General features: G+C 43.7%; 20 protein-coding genes and 3 pseudogenes. 11 read left to right on the top strand and 12 right to left on the bottom strand.

Features of this window, described 5'->3' with window-relative positions; translation table 11 throughout:
* Nucleotides 1-17: 17 nt before the first annotated feature.
* Nucleotides 18-683 (bottom strand): porin family protein, encoded by a 666-nt coding sequence (locus L0991_14515; GenBank protein ID XGB64769.1) that lies wholly within the window; start codon nucleotides 681-683, stop codon nucleotides 18-20.
* A 163-nt stretch (nucleotides 684-846) separates the two neighbouring features.
* Nucleotides 847-1482 carry a porin family protein gene (locus tag L0991_14510; protein XGB64768.1) on the bottom strand — a complete coding sequence of 212 codons (636 nt, stop codon included), beginning with the start codon at nucleotides 1480-1482 and terminating at the stop codon, nucleotides 847-849.
* A 406-nt stretch (nucleotides 1483-1888) separates the two neighbouring features.
* On the opposite strand from L0991_14510, the gene L0991_14505 reads away from it, so the two are divergent.
* From L0991_14505 to L0991_14470, 8 genes are all read left to right on the top strand, one after another.
* The gene (locus L0991_14505) at nucleotides 1889-2212 is read left to right on the top strand and encodes a winged helix-turn-helix domain-containing protein (protein ID XGB64767.1); all 324 of its coding nucleotides are present in this window, start codon (nucleotides 1889-1891) and stop codon (nucleotides 2210-2212) included.
* 264 nt (nucleotides 2213-2476) lie between these two features.
* On the top strand, nucleotides 2477-2896 hold the full coding sequence (gene rbsD, locus L0991_14500) for a D-ribose pyranase (GenBank protein XGB64766.1): 420 nt from the start codon (nucleotides 2477-2479) through the stop codon (nucleotides 2894-2896).
* Between the two features lie 85 nt (nucleotides 2897-2981).
* Nucleotides 2982-4487 (top strand): ribose ABC transporter ATP-binding protein RbsA, encoded by a 1506-nt coding sequence (gene rbsA / locus L0991_14495; protein ID XGB64765.1) that lies wholly within the window; start codon nucleotides 2982-2984, stop codon nucleotides 4485-4487.
* On the top strand, nucleotides 4484-5476 hold the full coding sequence (gene rbsC, locus L0991_14490; protein ID XGB64764.1) for a ribose ABC transporter permease: 993 nt from the start codon (nucleotides 4484-4486) through the stop codon (nucleotides 5474-5476). The genes rbsA and rbsC overlap by 4 nt, the downstream gene beginning before the upstream one ends.
* A gap of 138 nt (nucleotides 5477-5614) precedes the next feature.
* A complete protein-coding gene (rbsB, locus tag L0991_14485) occupies nucleotides 5615-6493 on the top strand; it encodes a ribose ABC transporter substrate-binding protein RbsB (protein ID XGB64763.1) in 879 nt (292 codons plus the stop codon).
* A gap of 217 nt (nucleotides 6494-6710) precedes the next feature.
* Nucleotides 6711-7655, top strand: a complete 945-nt coding sequence (gene rbsK / locus L0991_14480) for a ribokinase (protein XGB64762.1) — start codon at nucleotides 6711-6713, stop codon at nucleotides 7653-7655.
* A gap of 140 nt (nucleotides 7656-7795) precedes the next feature.
* A complete protein-coding gene (locus L0991_14475; protein XGB64761.1) occupies nucleotides 7796-8797 on the top strand; it encodes a substrate-binding domain-containing protein in 1002 nt (333 codons plus the stop codon).
* Between the two features lie 279 nt (nucleotides 8798-9076).
* Nucleotides 9077-11536 (top strand): CHASE3 domain-containing protein, encoded by a 2460-nt coding sequence (locus L0991_14470; GenBank protein ID XGB64760.1) that lies wholly within the window; start codon nucleotides 9077-9079, stop codon nucleotides 11534-11536.
* A gap of 88 nt (nucleotides 11537-11624) precedes the next feature.
* Here the strand turns inward: L0991_14470 and L0991_14465 are convergent, their stop codons facing one another.
* Nucleotides 11625-12416, bottom strand: coding sequence for a carbon-nitrogen hydrolase family protein (locus L0991_14465; protein ID XGB64759.1), 792 nt, complete (start codon nucleotides 12414-12416; stop codon nucleotides 11625-11627).
* A gap of 119 nt (nucleotides 12417-12535) precedes the next feature.
* On the bottom strand, nucleotides 12536-12958 hold the full coding sequence (locus tag L0991_14460) for a DUF1311 domain-containing protein (protein ID XGB64758.1): 423 nt from the start codon (nucleotides 12956-12958) through the stop codon (nucleotides 12536-12538).
* A 218-nt stretch (nucleotides 12959-13176) separates the two neighbouring features.
* Between L0991_14460 and L0991_14455 the strand changes: the two genes are divergently transcribed.
* The gene (locus L0991_14455; protein XGB64757.1) at nucleotides 13177-14736 is read left to right on the top strand and encodes a cyclic diguanylate phosphodiesterase; all 1560 of its coding nucleotides are present in this window, start codon (nucleotides 13177-13179) and stop codon (nucleotides 14734-14736) included.
* 243 nt (nucleotides 14737-14979) lie between these two features.
* Nucleotides 14980-15377: pseudogene (locus L0991_14450) on the top strand (hypothetical protein).
* A gap of 26 nt (nucleotides 15378-15403) precedes the next feature.
* Here the strand turns inward: L0991_14450 and L0991_14445 are convergent.
* The 6 genes and pseudogenes from L0991_14445 to L0991_14420 all read right to left on the bottom strand — a co-directional run bounded on the left by L0991_14445 (nucleotide 15404) and on the right by L0991_14420 (nucleotide 19510).
* Nucleotides 15404-15496: pseudogene (locus tag L0991_14445) on the bottom strand (DUF3265 domain-containing protein).
* Nucleotides 15497-15510: 14 nt separating this feature from the next.
* On the bottom strand, nucleotides 15511-16329 hold the full coding sequence (locus L0991_14440) for an FRG domain-containing protein (protein XGB64756.1): 819 nt from the start codon (nucleotides 16327-16329) through the stop codon (nucleotides 15511-15513).
* 128 nt (nucleotides 16330-16457) lie between these two features.
* Nucleotides 16458-17042, bottom strand: coding sequence for a hypothetical protein (locus L0991_14435; GenBank protein XGB64755.1), 585 nt, complete (start codon nucleotides 17040-17042; stop codon nucleotides 16458-16460).
* A 46-nt stretch (nucleotides 17043-17088) separates the two neighbouring features.
* Nucleotides 17089-17180 (bottom strand): annotated as a pseudogene (locus L0991_14430) (DUF3265 domain-containing protein).
* Between the two features lie 2 nt (nucleotides 17181-17182).
* Complete coding sequence (locus L0991_14425) at nucleotides 17183-18493, bottom strand: hypothetical protein (protein ID XGB64754.1); 1311 nt, start codon at nucleotides 18491-18493, stop codon at nucleotides 17183-17185.
* A gap of 150 nt (nucleotides 18494-18643) precedes the next feature.
* Entirely contained in the window at nucleotides 18644-19510 is an 867-nt protein-coding gene (locus tag L0991_14420; GenBank protein ID XGB64753.1) for a hypothetical protein, read from the bottom strand.
* 865 nt (nucleotides 19511-20375) lie between these two features.
* On the opposite strand from L0991_14420, the gene L0991_14415 reads away from it, so the two are divergent.
* Nucleotides 20376-20678 (top strand): hypothetical protein, encoded by a 303-nt coding sequence (locus L0991_14415; protein XGB64752.1) that lies wholly within the window; start codon nucleotides 20376-20378, stop codon nucleotides 20676-20678.
* A gap of 62 nt (nucleotides 20679-20740) precedes the next feature.
* Here the strand turns inward: L0991_14415 and L0991_14410 are convergent, their stop codons facing one another.
* Together L0991_14410 and def are read right to left on the bottom strand one after the other, a co-directional pair.
* Nucleotides 20741-21508, bottom strand: a complete 768-nt coding sequence (locus L0991_14410; protein ID XGB64751.1) for a hypothetical protein — start codon at nucleotides 21506-21508, stop codon at nucleotides 20741-20743.
* A gap of 216 nt (nucleotides 21509-21724) precedes the next feature.
* Nucleotides 21725-22228, bottom strand: coding sequence for a peptide deformylase (gene def / locus L0991_14405; GenBank protein XGB64750.1), 504 nt, complete (start codon nucleotides 22226-22228; stop codon nucleotides 21725-21727).
* Nucleotides 22229-22244 lie beyond the last annotated feature (16 nt).

Below are 22244 nucleotides of genomic sequence, written 5' to 3'. Positions count from 1 at the left end.
AGGCAAAACTGAATAGTTTAAAAGGTGTACATCGCGCCTAAGTAGAAAGAGTCCAAAGTTACTGTCTTTTTATATGTTTTACTCTTTTCTGCGACCGAGCCCTTCCACCTTGTCTCCTTAATTTCGGCATCAAACACATCGGCTTCGTATCCTAAACGCATACTGAAAGCCGGTGCTTTTGGTGGTGTGTACTCTAAGCCAAAGCCTACACGAGCCCCGATACCGGCATCAGACTTGATCTGAGAAGCGCTGTATCTTCCGTCCTTAGAATCTAAGTCGATGCTAGACAAACCAACCACACCAAAAGGACGTAATCCGTTATCAAACGTGTAACCAAGGTTTGCGCTCAAAGAAATAACCTTTGGTGCCCAGCTGAAATTGTAAGAGCGAGCAAAGTTTACTTTTGCGTTGTGTGCAACTACATCACCGTAATCCGTGTATTGAGCCTCAATAGAAGCAATACGATTAAACTTATAGCCAGCCATAATGCGATAAGCGTTATCTTTCGCTTCAAATGTCGCTGTTTTGGCTGAATTACTTTTCGATACTAAGCCGTCATCGTCAATGTCTGACGAACCAATTGCACCACCTAGATAGAAGCCGCTATCCAATACCGAAGCTGATGCCGTATGAATTGTAAATGACGACAGAAGCAATACTGCACTTAATATAGATTTATTCATCTTCATGTTACCTTGAGTCTTTAAGCCAACAGCTTTAATTTCGCGTTGGTCAATGTATAAAAAAGCTGCCGACTATTGCGGCAGCTTTCCACTTTAGCCAAACGGGTTGAGCCAACCGACGCCCCATTTAGAAATCGATTTACCGTTTAACAAAGTGTGAAACTTAGAAGTTGTATGTTGCGCCTAGGTAGAACGACTCTAGTACAATGTCTTTTTCTACTTTTCTGCGATTCCAAAAACTACCTTCGTAAGTCTCGATAGTGAATGCATCCGCTTCATAACCAAGACGTAGGCTTAATGCTGATAATTTAGGCGGGGTATACTCCACACCAACACCGAAACGTACACCAGTGCCGGTATCATCGAAGTCAGAACCAGAAGGACGAGAACCGTCTGCGTTTTTCATATCTAGATCGATAGAAGATAAACCGATAATACCGAACGGACGCATACCGTTATCAAATGTGTATCCTAGGTTTGCAGCTACTGATAATGTTTGAGGAGTCCAAGTAAAACCGTCGTTTTTATCAGCGTGGTTTTTTGCAACTAGATCGCCATAGTCTGTGTATTGAAACTCAAGCGATACAATGCGGTTAAACTTGTAACCTGCAATTAGACGGTAAGAGTTGTCTTCGGCTTCAAAAGTCACAGGCTCTGTTTTTGATGAAACTAAGTCATCATCTTCAAAATCAACGGTACCAATTGCACCACCTAGGTAGAAACCACTCTCTGCCGCCATTACATTGTTTGTCGCTAAAGCTGACATCAATGCCACGCCTAAAATTAGTTTGTTATTCATTACTGCTCGACCTTACTTATTTCAAATCAAGATTGCTGAGTGTTCCCAAACCGCACAATCTTTTTAGAGTTATCCGACACCCCGTCGAATTGGCGAGCAGATTACGCTCACAGAAAACAAAAAAATAAATAAAAATATAATCACTTAGTAACTTCGAACAACACAATCAGTAAAAATAAATAACCAACTGAATAACAAAGAAATAAAGCACCTTCACTTTTAGCAAAAATTCTCACATCCATTTTCAAACCATCGGTTTTTTAGATTTTTTCTCGTGCAGCTTACGTGCGCTTACTTTCAAGAGAGGTCTGATTTTGCATAATCCGCGCGCTTTAATTGCTCGCTTTCGATGCACAACAAGCCATAAACCAATCTTTACTATTCAGAACAAATGAACATAAATACGATGAACCACACCATAGACTTCAGCGGCTTACTCATTGATACCAACTCTCGAACGATTACCAACCAGCAAGGTAACCGTATTGCATTACGCCCTCAGTTATTGTCTGTGCTCTGTCTATTAGTAGAGAACGTAGGAACGCCGATAACTAAAGGACATATTATTGATGTGTGTTGGGACGGAGAGCTCTCATCACCTCACGCCCTAGCTAATGTTATTTATAACCTGCGTAACGTATTCGCTCGCTTAAGAACACCTCACATCCAGATTCTCACGGTCACTAAGTTTGGTTACGTCCTATCAATAGAAGAAGGTGTACTCGTTTAGGTTTTGCCCTATCCGAGCCAACGTTCTAGCACTACCAATACGAATCTAGTCCCCCCACTTCCCTCGAATTTATGCAATCAATCACGGTGATTGAGATCACCAAAAAACGCCTCATCGAAACGTTTCGATGATCGTTATCACACTCTAAGAAGTTGAAAGGTGCAAATGATAAATCACACACTATTATCACTATCGAAACGTTTCGATGGCTTTTCTTGAGTTGTTTCTCATCCCATCAAACGTGTTTTTTCGATAGGTCGTGATATGAAAAAAAGTACTCTAATAAACTCTGAACTCTCCTACTTAGTGGCGACTCTTGGCCACACAGACGAAATTACGATTTGTGATGCAGGGCTGCCGATTCCAGATCATGTTTCTCGCATAGACCTAGCTTTAACTCACGGTGTTCCAAGCTTTGCTCAGACCGTAAAAACCATGCTTGATGAATCTCAAATTGAAGGTGTGGTTATCGCTGAAGAATTTGCAAAAGTAAGCCCAGAACATCATGCAGCGCTGATTGATCAAATCAAAACAGAAGAAGCGCGTTGTGGTAAAGAAATTGCGATTACTTACATCACTCACGAAGAATTTAAACAGCGCACTCACGAAAGCCGCGCTGTGATTCGTACCGGTGAATGCACACCGTACGCGAATGTCATTTTCCAAGCTGGCGTAACGTTTTAGCCCAAGCGAAACATAGCGACAGCCCAGCGTGATAGCTGAAAGACAGAATAACCAAATACAACTGGCCCCGAGTAAAGGAACCGACATGACTCAAGCCATTTTAGAACTTAGCTCAATTGAGAAGGCCTTCCCTGGTGTGAAAGCACTAGACAAGGCAAGCCTCAACGTTTACCCAGGACGCGTGATGGCGTTAATGGGCGAAAACGGTGCAGGTAAATCAACCCTCATGAAAGTGCTAACAGGTATCTATCAATTGGATGGCGGTACTATCGCCTACCAAGGTAAGCCTGCTGCATTCAAAGGGCCTCGTGACTCTCAACAAGCTGGTATCAGTATCATTCACCAAGAACTAAACCTGATCCCAGAGCTGACCATCGCCGAGAACATCTTCTTAGGTCGTGAAATCACCGGCACCATGGGTCGCATCTTGTGGAACGAGATGTACCAAGAAGCCGACAAGCTACTGAAACGCCTGAACGTAAAGCACAGCTCAAAGACACCACTTGGCGAACTGAGCCTAGGCGAGCAACAAATGGTAGAGATTGCGAAAGCCCTATCGTTTGAATCTAAGGTCATCATCATGGATGAACCAACAGATGCCCTAACCGATACTGAAACCGAATCTCTGTTCAAAGTCATCAACGAGCTACGTGATGAAGGCTGCGGCATCGTTTACATCTCTCACCGCTTGAAAGAGATCTTCGAGATCTGTGACGACATCACCGTACTTCGTGACGGTAAGTTCATTGGCCAGTGCGAAGTAAAAGATACTGACGAAGACGGCCTAATCGAAATGATGGTTGGCCGTAAGCTCGACGAACAATACCCTCGCATCGCCCCAAGCCATGGTGAGACTTGCTTAGAAGTGATTGGTCTTACTGGCTCGGGTGTGCATGACGTTAGCTTTACCCTAAAGCGCGGCGAAATCCTTGGCGTATCAGGGCTAATGGGTGCTGGCCGTACTGAATTGATGAAGGTAATTTACGGTGCTCTTCCAAGTGAGCGCGGCGTTATCAACTTAGAAAACAAAACCATCAACCCTGTGAGCCCTAAAGATGGCCTTGCTAATGGCATCGCTTACATCTCTGAAGATCGTAAAGGTGACGGCTTAGTGCTTGGCCTTTCAGTGAAAGAGAACATGTCTCTTTGCTCACTGGATCTACTGACTAAAAGTGGTCAAATCCAACACAAAGACGAAGTGATCGCAGTGGATGACTTCATCAAGCTATTCAACATCAAGACTCCAACTCGCGAGCAAATCATCGGCAATCTTTCAGGTGGTAACCAACAGAAAGTGGCTATCGCTAAGGGCTTGATGACCAAACCTAAAGTACTGATTCTCGACGAACCAACTCGTGGTGTCGATGTCGGTGCGAAAAAAGAGATTTACCAACTCATTAATAAGTTTAAAGCCGACGGCATGAGCATCATTTTGGTGTCCTCTGAAATGCCAGAAGTATTAGGAATGAGTGACCGCATCATGGTGATGCATGAAGGCCGCATCAGCGGTGAATTTGACGCTAAAGAAGCAAACCAAGAATTATTACTGGCGTGTGCGGTCGGTAAAAAGATTAACGAGGACGCAGCATGAGTACCAAAACCATGAGCAAAACAACTGAAACTGAAGCGCCGAAGAAAAAGCCGTTAATCAGCAAAGAGTGGCTGATTGATCAAAAATCATTAATCGCTTTGATCTTCCTGATTGTTATCGTTTCTTTCTTAAACCCGAACTTCTTTACTGTCGATAACATTCTAAACATTCTGCGCCAAACCTCGGTTAACGCAATCATTGCTGTAGGTATGACGCTGGTTATCCTAACCGCAGGTATCGACTTGAGCGTTGGCTCAGTACTGGCACTTTGTGGTGCATTCGCTGCCAGCATGATTGGTATGGAAGTCCCTGTGATGGTCGCTGTACCAACCGCTTTATTAGCAGGTGCTGCGCTGGGTGCTATCAGTGGTGTGATCATCGCGAAAGGTAAGGTTCAAGCCTTCATCGCAACACTAGTAACCATGACACTACTTCGTGGTGTAACCATGGTTTACACCGACGGTCGTCCTATCTCAACAGGCTTTACCGACACAGCAGACGCGTTCGCTTGGTTCGGTACAGGCTACGCAATGGGTGTACCAGTTCCAGTTTGGATCATGGTCGTGGTATTCGCATCAGTTTGGTACCTACTTAACCACACACGCTTTGGCCGTTACGTTTACGCACTTGGTGGCAACGAATCAGCAACTCGCCTATCAGGCATCGACGTAGACAAAGTAAAAATCGGCGTTTACGCAATCTGTGGTCTGTTAGCAGCGGTAGCGGGCATCATCGTAGCTTCTCGTTTGTCATCAGCTCAACCAACCGCAGGTATGGGTTATGAGCTAGACGCTATCGCAGCCGTAGTTCTTGGCGGCACAAGCTTAGCTGGCGGTCGTGGTCGCATCATGGGCACATTGATTGGTGCACTAATCATCGGCTTCCTAAACAACGCCCTAAACCTACTAGACGTATCTTCTTACTACCAGATGATTGCAAAAGCAGTGGTTATTCTTCTGGCAGTATTGGTCGACAACAAAAACAAATAAGACTCTAGTTTGAGTCAATGCAACACCCTGCTTTTTCTACAGAAAAGCATCAATAAATAACAAACATTAAATCTATAAATAATGTAACAACGAGCTAGGACTCACCTCCTAGCTCACCCTACACAAAGGACTTACACCATGAAAAAATTAGCGACTCTTATTTCTGCTGCTCTGCTTTCTACATCAGTATCTGTGTCTGCACAGGCGCAAGATACAATGGCAATCGTTCTGTCTACATTGAACAACCCATTCTTTGTAACCATGAAAGATGGCGCAGAAGCGAAAGCTGAAGAGCTAGGCTACAAGCTTATCGTTCTTGATTCTCAAAACGACCCAAGCAAAGAGCTGTCGAACATTGAAGATCTAACCATTCGTGGTGTTAAGGCAATCCTGATCAACCCAACAGATTCAGATGCTGTGTCTAACGCAATTCGCATGGCTAACCGCTCTAACATCCCAGTACTAACGCTAGACCGTGGTGCAAGCCGTGGTGACGTAGTAAGCCACATCGCTTCTGATAACGTAATTGGCGGTGAAATGGCGGGTCACTTCATCATGGAAAAAGTGGGTGAAAAAGCGAAAGTAATCCAACTTGAAGGTATCGCTGGTACTTCTGCAGCTCGTGAACGTGGTGAAGGCTTCATGAACGCAGTAAACGGCAGCGGCCTTGAGCTTCTTGCAAGCCAACCTGCTGACTTCGACCGTACTAAAGGTCTGAACGTAATGGAAAACCTACTTGCAGCTAACCCAGACGTTGAAGCGGTATTCGCTCAAAATGATGAAATGGCTCTAGGTGCACTACGCGCAGTTCAAGCTTCTGGTAAAGACGTAATGATCGTTGGCTTCGACGGCACAGACGACGGCATCGCGGCTGTTAACCGTGGCCTGCTTGGCGCAACCGTTGCACAACAACCAGACCTAATCGGTTCTTTAGGCATCGAGATTGCTGACAAAGTACTGAAAGGCGAAAAAGTAGACGAGTACGTACCTGTACCTCTAAAAATCATCGCTAAATAATCGATGCTAAACGAGTAATACAAAGCAGGGAGTCCCCTATCTCCCTGCTTTCATAACTCAACCTCGAATCGACTCACTCAAAACAACAAGCAAAACCGACAGTGCATAGCTGTTTCTCATTCCTCTATCGCGACTTGATGGCTCTCTCGCGACTGAATAGTTAACCATGAGAAAGACCCATGCATTTTCAAATACGATATATCATAAGGCTCGTATCATGACTCAACTGATTGTTTTAGGTAGCGTTAACGCTGACCACGTACTGCAAGTTCCTTCGTTCCCTCGTCCGGGTGAAACCTTGATTGGCGGTAACTATCAGGTCATCCCTGGCGGTAAAGGCGCAAACCAAGCGGTAGCCGCAGCACGATTAAATGCGGACATCGGCTTCATCGCCTGTGTTGGTGACGACCCGTTTGGTATCAATATTCGTCAAGATTTCGCTAACGATGGAATCAACATCGATGGTGTCATCGTGGCAGAGAACACGCCTACGGGCATCGCTATGATCCAAGTATCAGCAGCAGGTGAAAACAGCATTTGTCTTTCTCCTGAAGCAAACAACAAGCTGACTTGCGAACAAATCGAACCACACCTTGAGAAGATCCGCGGCGCAAAATACCTTCTAACTCAATTGGAAACTCCAATCGAAGGCATTGAATACGCAGCGAAAACCGCTAAAGAGAGCGGAACCCGCGTGATTCTAAACCCTGCCCCTGCTCGCCCACTATCGGATAACTTATTAGCCTGTGTGGACGTAATTACACCAAACGAAACCGAAGCAGAAGTGCTAACAGGCGTGACCGTAACCGACAGCGCATCTGCGCACCAAGCGTCTTTGGCCCTGCATGCGAAAGGCATCGAGACGGTAATGATCACGCTTGGCGCTAAAGGTGTATGGGTAAGCCATCAAGCACAAGGCAACGAAACAGGTAAAGGTGAACTTATCGCAGGCTTCCGCGTTGAAGCGACAGATACTACCGCTGCTGGTGACACCTTCAACGGTGCATTAGTGACGGGCTTACTTGAAGACATGCCAATGGAGCGCGCGATTAAGTTTGCTCATGCTGCGGCGGCAATTTCAGTGACTCGCTTTGGCGCTCAAACCTCAATTCCAAGCCGTGCCGAAACCGATGCGTTTTTAGCAGAGCAACTGTCTGCTTAGCTTGATGCCTATTAAGAAGGCTTAACTCCTTAGCTAAGCCTCAGTAAGCGGATGTTAGCCTTCTAAATAACAAGCATAAGCCCCTGTTTTCAGGCAGAATATCGCTCAACGTGGATAAGTGACTCCCACAAGGATTTTTTATGGCAACAATGAAAGACATCGCTAAGCTCGCAAAGGTATCTACCTCTACGGTAAGCCATGTGATTAACAAGTCGCGTTTTGTCAGTGAAGAGATAGCTGAGCGTGTCAACAATGCCGCGAGAGAGCTTAACTATGCGCCTTCTGCATTAGCTCGTAGCTTAAAGATGAAGCAGACCAAAACCCTTGGCATGCTAGTGACAACCTCGACTAACCCATTCTTTGGCGAAGTAGTAAAAGGCGTTGAACGTCGTTGTTATGAAAAAGGCTACAACCTCATCTTGTGTAACACCGAAGGCGATAGTGAACGTATGAAGTCTTCTATCGATACACTACTGCAAAAGCGTGTCGATGGCTTAATGCTGATGTGCTCTACCCTTGAAGGCGAACATATCGACGTATTCGAACGTTACCCAGAACTGCCTGTCGTGGTGATGGATTGGGGCCCGATGCTGTTTGCGAGCGACAAGATTCAAGACAACTCGCATCAAGGTGGCTACATGGCGACCAAGCACCTGATTGATAACGGTCACTCTCAAATTGGCTGTATCACAGGTCCGCTACATCGCAACCAGGCATCATCGCGTTACCAAGGCTTCAAACAAGCGATGGAAGAAGCGGGATTAGAAATCAACGCTGATTGGATTGTCGAATCGAACTTCGAGTGTGATGGCGGCTTTGATTCGTACCAGACACTAAAATCTCGTGGCAAAATGCCGAGTGCACTGTTTGTAAGTAACGACATGATGGCAATGGGCGTGATTCACGCAGCAGCGCAAGATGGCACATCAATACCCAATGATCTCTCAATCATTGGCTACGATGACATCCACTTGTCTAAATACATGACACCGGCTTTAAGCACCGTCCACCAGCCAAAACACCGCTTAGGTAAAGCAGCCGTTGATACACTGTTGAGTCGCTTACAAACACCAGACGCCTACCCACAGGTCGTCGAGTTAGAGCCGACTCTAGTAGAACGAAGCAGTGTAAAAGCCGTTTAACCCACAGCAATCCCTACTCCAGTACAAAGAGCCAGCTTATCCAGTTGGCTTTTTAGCTTTAACCCTAGCTTTCAGCTCGTTAGCCATTAATAAGTATCGTCCATCAAACCTGCAACCCGTCCTTCTAGCACGCAAAATGCACCACTTTTTACACTCAAAACATGTATTTATGTAATTAAATAGAGGTATTTTTGCATCGACATATGCACTTACACGCTAAGCAACAGATTATCTTCTACAATATCAATAAAATGACATCGACATGGAGAGCGTTGTTTTATGATCGCGGGTTGGTTTGACAATATCCCCCTTCAAAGAAAGCTACTATTGAGCTTTTTTATTCCTATCGCGTTAATGCTTATCGTTGCTTTCACTGTTCATGAGAACACAAGAACGATCGTTAAGGACAACAGTTGGGTAATACACACACAGAAAGCGATAGCGCGTGCTCAAGAGCTTCTCAGCCTCACCGTCGACATGGAAACAGCACAACGTGGCTATCTCATCACTGGTGACCCAGTCTTTCTAGAGCCTTACCACTTAGCAATGGACGTGTGGCCTCAAAAAGTACAAATCCTCGCCGATCAAGTGAGCGACAACCCACCTCAAGTTGAACGTCTCCATCGAATTGACGATATACATGAAAGATGGCTAAAAGAGTCCGGACAAAAGGAGATCATGCAAAGAGACCTCGTCAGCAGTGGTGAAGCTAAAATGCAAAGCGTCGTGTCCCTAACTCAACAGCAAACCGGCAAGCAACTGATCGACAAAATTCGTAGCGAGATCGGTGATTTCATCGAAGTAGAAAAACAGCTTATCAATATCAGAGCCGAAAGGTCCGAACAATCAGCCAACCAAACCAGTTACGTTCTGATCGTCGGAACACTCTTGTCCGTGTTCATCTCACTGTTTGTCGCTACGTGGTCCTCAAAGCGCATCAACAAAAGGCTACATACCCTCCTAGAAGCCGCAAACCAAGTTGCGGCAGGTCACTTGAAACAAGGCGCATCAACGCTCAAGATTGACTCCACGAGAGACACTGAAGACGAGGTGGCTCAGCTCGCACGAAGTTTCCAAAAGATGGCGACTAACCTAGTACAAAGTGACCTTACAATGAGGGAAAAAAACCATGCCTTGGTCGCTGAAAGAACAAAGGCAGAAGCTGCGGTAAAAGCGAAAGGCGAGTTTCTTTCGACCATGAGCCACGAGATTCGTACCCCGATGAACGGAGTTCTCGGCATCTCTCAGATCATCGCTAGCCAAACTCAAGAGCCAGAGACCAAGAAAAACATCAATCTTATTCTCGATTCTGGCCATCACTTGATGACAATACTCAACGACATCTTGGATTTCTCCAAAGTCGAAGAGAATAAACTCGAATTAGACTGCGCTCCCTTCCATTTTGTCCAGGTGATGCAGCCAGTTTGCAGTGCATTACAGCCTTTAACGGACGAAAAAGGCATCCGCTTGCTTATCGAAAACAACATTCCTAACAACATCCAGCTCGTTGGAGATTGTGCGCGACTGCGTCAGATTATGTTCAACTTAGGTGGCAATGCTGCCAAATTCACAAAAGAAGGTCACGTCGCGATTCAAGCGGACATTAACCGCTCGGATAATCAATTGACTCTCACCGTCACAGACACCGGAATTGGTATTCCAAAGGACAAGCACGAACAAGTTTTCAACTCATTCGAACAAGCAGACACATCGACAACCAGAAAATTCGGGGGTACAGGGCTAGGCCTCGCTATCGTCAAAAACCTCGTTGATCTTATGAATGGAGAAATCACATTAACCAGCGCCGTTGGGCTCGGAACCAAATTCCAAATAACAATTCCTATGAAGTGGCAAGAAGGTCAAACAAGTGACGTCATCATTCCAATCACTAACAAAGAAACACTGAATTGTGGCTCATTAAGCATTCTTCTTGTCGAAGATAACCGTATTAACGCGATTGTTGCTCAAGGTTTCTGTGAAAAACTGGGGCATCATGTAGACCACTCGGAAAATGGTAAATTGGCAATTGAACGCCTCAAAACCAAACGCTACGACCTTATCTTAATGGATAACCACATGCCTGAAATGAACGGGGTCGAAACAACGCACTACATTCGTGAACAACTAAAACTCGACACCTTAATCTTCGCCTACACAGCGGATGTATTTAAAGAAGCACACGACAACTTTATTAATGCCGGTGTCGACCACGTCCTAACCAAGCCTCTGCAACAAGAAAGCTTCTTTGATGCTCTGCAGCAATTTTCGACTCGGTTACCTAAGAAGACAAAAAGTGAGGGAACGAATACTAATGAAAACATCGTTGAACTTCGCCGTAAGCCTATTGAAGCATTAAGGCTAACAGAAGAAGAAATCAGCCACTCTGAGGTCATTAATATACTGAAAGATGATGCGGAAGGTTTTGAGCTCCTAATCGACTCGACCATTATAGAGTTCGAACAGTCGGTGGATCGGGTAATTGAACACTATTTAGCGAAGGAGTTAACACCGTTATGCCGCACTCTTCACTCCATCAAGGGTATGTCGCTGAACCTTGGCCTTAATATGCTTGCGAAACAGGCGCTCGAGCTTGAAACCCAAGCCAAGAACCAACAACTGCCAGACATTGAACCACTGCAGAAACTTCTTAACCGACTTATGGTGAACATTCACCAAGCGCAACGCATGAAAGCCAAGCACTCGGCGAGTTCTTTAAACAAAATGAATGGCAATACCTAAAACTGTCTGGCTCATTGCCACACTCCGAAAAATAAAGGGCAAGGTGAAATACCTTGCCCTCTTAAATTCCATATTACAGTGCGTGATTCTAACGGTTTAATACAGAGGTGATCTGCTGCATTTCATCCAACAGTTCTACGCCATTGTACTGAGGCGCCAAAGACAAATCTTGAATGTTCACGGTTTCAACCGACTGTTTATCCGAACATTGAAGCATCAAGTCTCCCTTTGGCGAATAAACTCGACTTCCACCACAATACGTTGCAGTAAACGCATCAACCACATCTTGCCCCACACGATTACACGTTACGATGTGGCAACCTTCTTCTAGCGCCCTCGCCTGCCCAATAGCAAAACTGTGGTGACCACCAAAATTGGCAGGGTGCAGAACAACATCAACCGAGTGATACTCTCTCATGATCTCAGGGAACCAAATATCGAAACAGATCGCCACACCAAACGTTAACCCTTTATGCTCGAAAGTTAAAAGCTCAGAGCCCCGTGAGAAATACTGCTTATCGAATTTGGTTTGACTGACTTTGCGATACTTATGGCGCAGCCCGGTTCCATCAATCACAGCAACGCTGTTGTAATATTCGCCATCGTCTTCCTCTGCAATGCCAGCAACAATCAAGGTTTCATGCTTTGCTGCCAGTTGGGACAAAGAATCAATGGTCTCGCTATTGGCGAAATTTTCGCTCAACTCATGCACTTCTGACGCTTGGTTAAAGATGTAACCCGTAGAGAACAATTCTGGTAGCAGAGTAATGTCACCGACAGAGGCTTGCGCATCTAAAAGCTCCGAAACCAGAGCGAGGTTTTTCTGTTTGTTTTTGTATTCAACTTCAAGCTGAACAAGGGTGATACTGACATTATTCAAAATTGAATCCTTACTGGGTAACACAAATCAGACGCAGAGTAAGGGAATGCCCCTTCACTTTCCTACTTCAAGCCAAACCGTTGAAGCAAGCGCACACTCTCATGCTCATTTTCGCCTATCTAATCCATCAACTTAGGTTCTGGCAACACAGGCGGCGTACTGTCCATGTAAGTTAAGAAGTTTTCCCACACTACATGTGTGCGTTGCTTGGTTGACTTAGTCTTACAAGAGAGCGCCATCAGCCCACGAATTGAACCGTCGCGCCATTGGGTATACACAGAGTCACAATGCGCTGTCATATAAGCTTGCCAGCTCTCCTGAGCGCCCTTAATGGCATCCACCAACTCTGCATCGTCAGCATTGTGTTCAAAGCTGGCTGCTAAGTACTTCTCAAGCTCTACCTGTGCAGATTTAAGCTCAAGTGCAGCACAGTGGTTTATCTCTAGCGTGTTCATCGCATTGTCGCAATCGACCACATCGTCAAAAGCAGGTGCCAACCAAGGTACACACGCTAATAAAACGACCGATAAAACCTTTTTCATTGTCCTCTCCTTGCATTAAACATGCTGATTAGAAAGCAGCTTACTACATCTTTTTATGATGTATAACATTCTGATTTTTAAAGTAAGACCAGAAAATACGCTATTTCAATACACAACACATGCGTACATTCACAATAATTATTATTTCTCTTGCTACCTAATCGTTAAATTTATAAATTAAATCGAATGCTCATACACTCGGTAACGCTTCTCCAATTATGGATATCAAGTACCAACATTTTGCCAAGACCACATTCTACTTTGCCGTCTCTTTCGTTTTGTCGATGGCATTGCTCATCCCTTTTACACCGTCTCATTATCATGCGCTAACCGAAGAGTCTTCACAGTTAGTTGAAACCAGGCTTCAAGAGATCCAAGCTCGATTTGGCAGCTTTCTCTCAGAGATCACGCCCGACCTTACTTGTGATGCCATCGTGACCGAGCTTCGTCAGAATGTATTCAATGCCGATTGGGTAAAAGAAGCGGCCGTATTCAATAAACAAAACCGTTTTTATTGCTCCACCACCGACGGCGAGGTGTCGTTTCGCTTATACAGCACTATCCGAGAAAGGCTCAATGAAGATCCAAATTTAACCACCCTGTCTTACTCGAGTGCAGCGATCACTAAAGTGCAGTCCATCATGCTTATCTTCTCGAACAAAGATGATGCGGGTGTAAGCCTGATGATACCACCACACTTCATCTACGACCTTGTCGAGTCAAACCTGAGCAGCCACGGCATAAGCTCTAAAGTTGAAGTGATCAAAAGAGATATTCACCCGACCGATCCCGGTTCTTACCTTTCGGAAGTACTCATACAGTCAGACGCCTACCCGCTGGCCATTACTTCCTACATCGGGCACCAGTACTACATACACTTCCTCATGAGCTTCTCGTGGTTTGGGTTTCTTATGGCGGGAATCACCACCATTTGTTTGCTCTCCGCAAAACATAAAAAGCAGAGCCAACGCAGTTTAGAATATTCCCTATCTAGCGCTCTGAAAAACAAACACCTGCAAGTTCACATGCAGCCTATTGTCGACCAAAAAACCACTCAGATTGTAGGCTGTGAATCGCTCCTCAGATGGAATGACCCAATTGAAGGCAATGTGTCGCCTGCCATCTTCATTCCACTAGCAGAAAGCTTAGGCTTGATAGAAGAGCTGACCTACTTTGTGCTACGCGAAGTATTGAAAACCATCAAAGGCAATCAAGACCTTTTCGAAGACAAATACATCAGCGTCAACATCAGCCGAAACGTCGTGTCTAACAGTAACTTCGCCCACAAAGTATCAAGTATCTTCAAAAGAAACCCAGAGATTCTAAAGCAGGTGGTATTTGAAGTAACCGAAGATGGCGAGTGCTCAGACGCGGATATGGCAAAGATAAAAGAGAACCTCACCAAGCTGGCGAACATGGGCGTGAAAGTCGCGATTGATGACTTTGGTACTGGCTACTCAGGCTTAGATTTCGTAAGGCAATTTCCGTTCAGCATCCTAAAGATTGATCGCGTCTTTGTACAGAACGTTTCAGACGAATCCAGCTTTGGTGTCCCTTTGCTAGAGTCCATGCTGCAACTGTCCCGCACTTTAGGCATGCAGGTTATCGTGGAAGGCGTAGAGTATGAATCGCAAGTAAAAGTGTTGTCTAAGCTGGGCGTCGACTATATCCAAGGCTTCTATTTCTATAAGCCGATGCCAATCAACCTAACCCTTAGCCTGCTCAGGCAGCAACAGCACATCGCAGCAACTCATGAGTATCACATCTCGCCAACCTAACCGATAAATTCAAACCATTCCGGGGAAGCGCTAAAGAGACAACCAGCGCTTTCCCGATTTTACCCCACAACAGAAAAATTCCTTCTAGTCCCTACCTCCTATTCACTGCGCAAGCAACAAACCTAGCCAGACATTCCTTGTTACATAAGGCACTGAAAAACCGCGAAAGAAAATACAATAGCTATGGGTCTCCTTTGATGAACATTTAACGTCATCGCATCTTGAATGCATAAAAGGAATATCATGGAAAAGACACTTCAAACCAAACTGGCCACTAGCCTACTGCTTCTGAGAGTCGCATTTTTATCGTCTTCTTTTTCTGGGGATTGGATAAGATTTTTGTGCCCGAGCACGCTGTTAAGGTTCTGTCCGGCTTTTATGGTTTGGACATATCAACCAATGCGATGATGGCCTTAGGCGTCGCGCAGCTCGGGTTTTTAGGCGCGTTCGTCGTAGGTATGTGGAAGAAGTACACCTACGGCGTAATTCTAGTTCTACATGCAGCTTCCACCTTCTCCTCTTTCGCTAAGTATATGGACCCGTTCAATAACCTACTGTTCTTCGCCTCTTGGCCAATGCTCGCAGCTTGTGTTGCACTCTTCTTGCTACGCGACTACGACGCTTACAGCGTTGCTAACTAACACAAAGGGCGCCTATTGGTGCCCTTTTATAGTGTGAGCAACACAATACAGAAGCTCCCGCATACTACCTTAAACACTAAACGCAACGCATAGCAAAAGTGCTAAGCGTTGCGAGTCACTCTTAAACAGATTGTTAGGACACTTCTTCCTTATTAGATTCTTGCCAAATATAATCACTACGCAGTTTACAATCTATTGAAATAGATTGTGCAAGTCCATCTAGTCCAGGAAACAAGGTTGCTGGAGTTATATTCATTAAACGAAGCTCCAATAGAGCATCTTGTCTAACGCTTTTATCTAATACAATTTTAATAAAGTGCTGATGTAAATCTTGCTCTTCAAGAGATGCTAAATTTCCTTCAAAGGAGTACTCTCTATTTGACCCGAATAAGAATAAACCCTGTTGTATAATTTGACGTTCATTTAGTGTCTTTGGAACAAGAGGAACAACGAGCTTTACCTTATCATTATATACAAAATCCAAAAAATTCAATTGGCTGCACCATGCGTCACCATGGTGAAAACCTTCGAGCTTTGAGACTTGATTTTGTGTAATAGCGACCTGAGCTTGCGACTGAAGCCAGGTGTAATCTAGCGCCCAAACAGCACTATCAGAACTTGCGTTAATCAAAGAGAAGTAAGCCGCAACATATGGTGAATAAGTCCAGTCCATTAACCTTGTCGGTGCACCATGATGCTGCATAAGAGCCATCCATTCCAGCTCATCTTTGGGCATTAGTTCGCTTTTGATGTAGTGAGGTGCTCTTTGTTTAAATTTTTCAACCAAATCCATTTCAAACAAACTTGGATTCATACCTCCAAGAGCCCGCTCTAGTGAAGTTTGTAGTTTCCAGTTAGCGTCTTCTTGCCCACGAAATATCCACTGGCTATCTAATTGATCGATCGTGTCCTTAAACATCTTCCAATCAGAAATTTTAATTTCTCGGTACATTACTTTTCCCATTGATACATATTTAAAATGTTGTGTCCTAACGCCGCATTAAGGTGTGAGCGGCGCTTGCCTATACTTTGAGCGAAGCGAAAACGGCAAGCGTAGAGAATCACTCTTAAATTGCTTTGTTAACTGACGGTACTTTCGGTTTCACGAATACTTATAGGTGTCATCAAATGCTCTTCAACAAGTCGAGTAACTACACGACATGCAAGTGAAAGTTGATCCAATGGGATCGACTTAGCCTCATGGATAGTTAAATGAGCTACACCTTTATTTCCATTTATAACAGCTAGTTTTAGGGCTTCGGTTTCTTCAGTTGAAAGATAATCAGATGCTTTTATATGCAAGGGCAGACGTGTCAGATGAAAACTACTCATTACAATATCCCCATCTTTGGGGTCATAAGCATAAAAGTTACCATTTCTATCAACACTCATACCTAACAATTGAACCATAACTCGTATCATAGCAATCCCACTGTCTAGTATTGGATCCGTTAATTCACGAGAATGCTCGCCGGCATACAGCTCCTTGCCACTCAATTTTAAGCTCACATCCGAAAAGCTCTTAACACCATCTCCGCAGTTCTCATCAAACATGAGTTGACTTACTTTTTCGCAAAGCTTGATCTCACGCAAGCGAGGCTTGATACGTTCGTCGATGACTTGTACTTGTTGTGCCGGAGAGAGAACTGCAACTAAACCACTCATAAACTATACCTCTAAACTCAAATTGTTATTGTCAGTTAACGTCCTGTTAAGGGGTGAGCAACGCAATACCAAAGCTGCTGCAAACCACCTTAATCACTAAAACCACGCATAGTAAAAATGCCACGCGTTGCGAATCAATCTTAAACAATTTGTTTTATTTCAGTTACGATGTTAGTTTTGATTTCGTCTGTTAAATCGGCGTGGTCTAAAAGATCGTTTTTGTCTTGAAACTCTCTCCAAAGTAGAAAAGAACGATCTACTATCTTGACGCGTGTTGTATTCGAGTCATATTCAAAAACTATTGGCTGTATTCGGCTCTTAACCTGAAGATCGACAGATTTCCTTAGTGCTTGTAAGAGCTTCTTATGACTTAACTCACTGCGTTTTGGGTGTTTCTTTTCAATAATTCGTCGAATTGCCGCTGCTGGCAAACCTTTTTCTAGAGCTTGAGTTTCAGTTTCAATTAGCGCAAATAATATCCACTTATATAAATCCAACTTTGTCTGGTCAAACCCGGCACTAAAATCTGTGAGGAATCGTAGATAACGCGAGTTTTGACTTTCTAGTAGCTCTCGGATTTTTGCTTTAACATCAAAATCATCGCCAACTAAAGTGGTTACTAATTGAGTTTTTGTAATATCCTTAGCTTTACAGGACTCATGGCATAACCGTTGAACTAAGAAAATACTACCATTGCAGTATTTCTTGACGTCCTGCACGAATTGTTCTGCGAAAGAAATATTGAGTAGAGATTCACTAATGGTAAATAATTCATCCAAGTCTTCCTCTTTCCACAAATCTGCGTTGATTGAGGTAACTCGACCGGTTAAATCTCCGTTATGAACAGTTAGCCTATCTTCTTCTAGCCAAACACCGACAATAATAAAGCACAATTTTGAGGCTTCATGAAATGCTTTTAACGCGATAGAAAAATCAATTTGCGTATCTTCAGGTAGATAGTGAAAATCTTCAACGACGATGTAACGCTCGAAGTTGATTTCAGACAAAGCTCGAATGACATCATTCACATCACCAGGATCAAGTTCTAGATTTTGTTTGTTGACTTGTTTGGCTTGCTCATATCCAACATCTCCCGTTACCGAAGGACCCTTTACGAAAGGTAATTCAAACTTGAGTCGAATTTTACTTTTACCTTTTATAGTTTTCGATTCTGATGTCGTGACCGTATATCCAGCTTCCTTTAATATTGCAACATGGAGGTCATCCAAATCCCAATTATTAGAACATGTTATGTCTATATAGTCTTTTTCCATCAAGTTATTCTTTCGAAGAGACGTTTTCCCTTGCTTTGAACTTCCATGAATAACTAAATGAGAGTCTTCTGTTAAAGCATCAAGAAAACACTGATCTGCATGTTTTCTTGATACATAATTTAATGGTAACTCACGAGATGTTTTAAATACATCACTCGTAAGAACTTCATTTTCCATCACTTTACCTTTTTATTATCTAACCAACTTTGATTGAAATATAACGCCCTGTTAAGGAGGAGCAACGCAATACCGAAGCCGCTGCATTCCACCTTAATCACTTAAACCAACGCATTGCGAATCCCTCTTAAACAGTTTGTTATGTGCCGCTTATACGTTCAGATGCTTTTTACAACGAAGCCAAGCCGGTATGGCATCAAAGTTTACTATCTTCAAGTACTCAGAATGACAAGAACTTAAGTCTAAATGATTTAAAACCTTTAACGTCAGTAATCCGGGGTTAAATGCAAAGGCAATTAGATCTGGAATTAGATCTTTGTTTCTTTTTAGCAGTAGTTCTATTTTCTCTTTGCCGCATCGTTCATCAAAGAAGAACTTGCTGTCACTGATAGCAGGCATCATATGCAGAACACCCTGTGCTGCTGGATGAGTTAGTTGGCATAATTCACCATACAACTCATAAAACTTTTGCCCAGTTTTTCTATCGAGATTTTTAATGTATTCATAAGGCTGCTTTGCTTTGTGAGTTGTAGGAGCTTTTTCACCTTTTCCAATTCTCCTCGCGTGCGAGTAATGAATCAAAACATCTTCAAGCTCAGTTAGTGTTACAAAGTTTCCTCCGCCCTTTTTCAACTTTTTATTCAAAACTCTGTTGTGCTCGGACAACGTAATACCTACGTGTAACAAGGCATCAAAACTATCTGCGGTAGATTCAATAAGGGAGCGCATTGATGATGAAAAAGGCAAATATAAGCCATTTTCATATGAGAACTTCATACCTTTAAGCCATTCAAGGTTCTTTGCGATTGAAGACATTGATGCAAAATGTGACCGAAATATAATCTCTTTAATATATTGGGCATTTGCTTCATCCACATCACTTTCTTGTAGAGCTTTGAAGTCTGAATGCGACATGAATTGATAGATAGTGTGATTTCTATTATTTAACACACTCTCGACTAACGGAATGTAACAACTAGCTACATCCTTACCCAAAATCTCTTGGAACGAATCCATATACGCAACCTATTAATATTTGATGCCTAGCTTTAGGCACATAGCAGCTATATTAGACAGAATAGTTCTGCATTTTGTCCCTGAAACAATTCTGTCTAGTAATCTAAACCGCTCAGGCTCTGTCTAACAACCCATTTAATAACAGCACCTTACCAGCTTACTTCTTTATCAAACATGATGAAAAGCAGAAAAATTCCATATAGTTTCGGCAAAAAAGCAGAAAGTGAGTCAATATGTGAGTTAGTCATCGTCCTGCTCGTTAATTTCTTCGCCACAGCCTAGGCACCTTGGTTCTAGAACTGTGGGTAGCATGATGATTAAGCCGCAGTATCAGCGAGTCTCTTACTGATGAATTTACAGAACAACGTTCAATTTCGTAAGATGATATGTGAAATTAGTCGTCCATTCAATCAGTATTTCATACTTAAAATAAAACACACTCTATTGATAGTTCTAACACTTTAATGCCGAGCATAACGATTCACTTTCGAGCCGCTTGATGCGTGATGAGCTCTACTAAGCACAGTGCCAAACGTTTTGAAGCGCTAGCTTGGCTACAAACATTACTGGCAACAAAAGCACCACGTCTTATGAATCAATTGTGGAAGATGAGTTATCGCGAATCTCACTCTCTTTAAGCGTGACTGAGCGGGAACGTAGGCACTAAAAAGTTTCACAACCGAGAAAAGGATTAGTTGGGAGCGAACAGCCCAAGAAAACCGGAGGCTTGCACCGTTTTACGCATGGTACGACACAATAAAAACAACAAAAAATTATTGTTATTCGATAATTTTTTGTTGATCTACAGATATTGCAATGTATATTAGCACCTCGACACCAACCCTAGACTCTTACGAGGTATACAATGAAAAAGGCTTTACTGTTTCTTGCTCTTGGTTTTCTTGCTCTTGGTTCTCTTTCTGTTTTCGCTCACGCTAAAGCAACACAAAATTCCGACCAGATGCTTGCCCAAATCGATAACGTTATTGTTTACGCAGGTGAAAATGTAGACAGCTCAGAAGAGGTCTATGAAACGATCAATTCAACTAACTCTGCTGGGTTCGAGAACTGCGCGGTTTATTTACCGGAAGGGGAATTAGAGGCCAGCACGACGATCACTTTACGCCGCACTGAAGATGGCTTTATGTTGGAGTGTGGCTCTAATTAGAACTAACGCATAAAAATACCGACCTCTGGGGTCGGTATTTATTCATTTATTGTTTTAGATGCCTATGTTGCGGCATTTAAAGCCAGTGACTGAGCAAACTCTCGCATGTGCCTTGCGTTGTCTGCATTTTCTGCATCACCACATACTTTTCCGTAGTATTGAATGTTTGGCGAAGAATACACGGGCAATACTTTTTCAGCGTAGGTCATCACGGTGCCTGCTTCTCGGCACAAAGCGCCGAAAGAGTAAGGTTTTATGTAATCATGGTTTTCTTGTAGCAACATACCTTTAAGCCAGTAGTCAGGAGTGTCGTTGTGCCACGCCCAAGCCAAATGGCCCAGTTCATGCTCAAGTACCTCTACCTCTGCAGCAGATGACAGCACTAAAAAGCTGCGGCTTAAATTCAGATCAACCGAACCCACGATTCCTTCGTCTGAGAACTCGTGGTCTTCAGGAAGAACTAATGCATAGTAGCTCCCCTCTCGCTGCATGGGTTCCAACACTTCGTCGCCAACCAGCTTGACTAATTGTGTGTGCAGCTTGCTACTTTCCGCATCTTGGAAACTGGAGAGATCGATTCTAGTGATACCTGATAATGTTCGCTCCATCGGTACGCATGAATTTTGAAGAACAAGATTAGAGTAGCCTATCATCTTCTGAATTTTTGACTCGCTCATCGATGCATCGGTAAAGAAGTGGACGGGAGTTTCGACTTTTTCGCCTATGTCACAAGGAGCAAGGGCCAGTTCTTCGCCACAGCGTTGTCCAACAAAAAAGAGTGTCACAACACCCAACAAGGCGCTGCCAACCACGAGGTTTTTCTTCATCATATTCCTTTATTGCCATATATCTTTACTAAGTTATTGCTTCGGTGCTTAGTGTTTTGGCAAACCATGTTTCTACTAGAGGAACGGAACAACCTATTTAAAAGTCGCATAATATGAAAGAGATAACATACTGAATTGGGAAGGATAGCGACAAAACCCAACGCCGATGTGTTGAAATCCACTCGTTGGGTTTGAAGAGATAGTGCTTTATAAGCCGGATTAAGCGTACGCTTTGAGGTACTTTTTAACTTTTTTCATCGCCATTTGACGCTTTAGTGGCGATAGGTAATCGATAAATAGGTTACCCGATAAATGGTCAATTTCATGCTGCATTACGATAGCGAGAAAGTCATCGCTTTCAATGGTGATTGGTTTCCCTTCTCTGTCGAGAGCAGACACAACCACAGACGTAAAACGCTCTACATCCGCATAGTAATCAGGTACTGATAAGCAGCCTTCTTGGCCCAAAGCTTTGTTGGAGCCACTTGCGACTACCGGATTCACCAAGATTAACGGTTGGTCTCGGCTGTCTGAAATATCGATAACCACCACGGCCTCTTTACGACCGACCTGAGTGGATGCCAATCCGATACCATTATCAGTGGCATAGAGTGTTTCTAACATATCGTCGATGAGTGTTTGTATCATCGATACATCTTTCACCTCCTCCGCTTTCACTTTAAGCCTCGGATCTGGTGCGGTAAGAATGTCTAGAACTGCCATGCTTTCCTTTGAGTTT

Source organism: Vibrio chagasii, from assembly GCA_041879415.1.
Lineage (GTDB): Bacteria > Pseudomonadota > Gammaproteobacteria > Enterobacterales > Vibrionaceae > Vibrio.
This window is presented reverse-complemented; position numbering and strand designations above follow the sequence as displayed.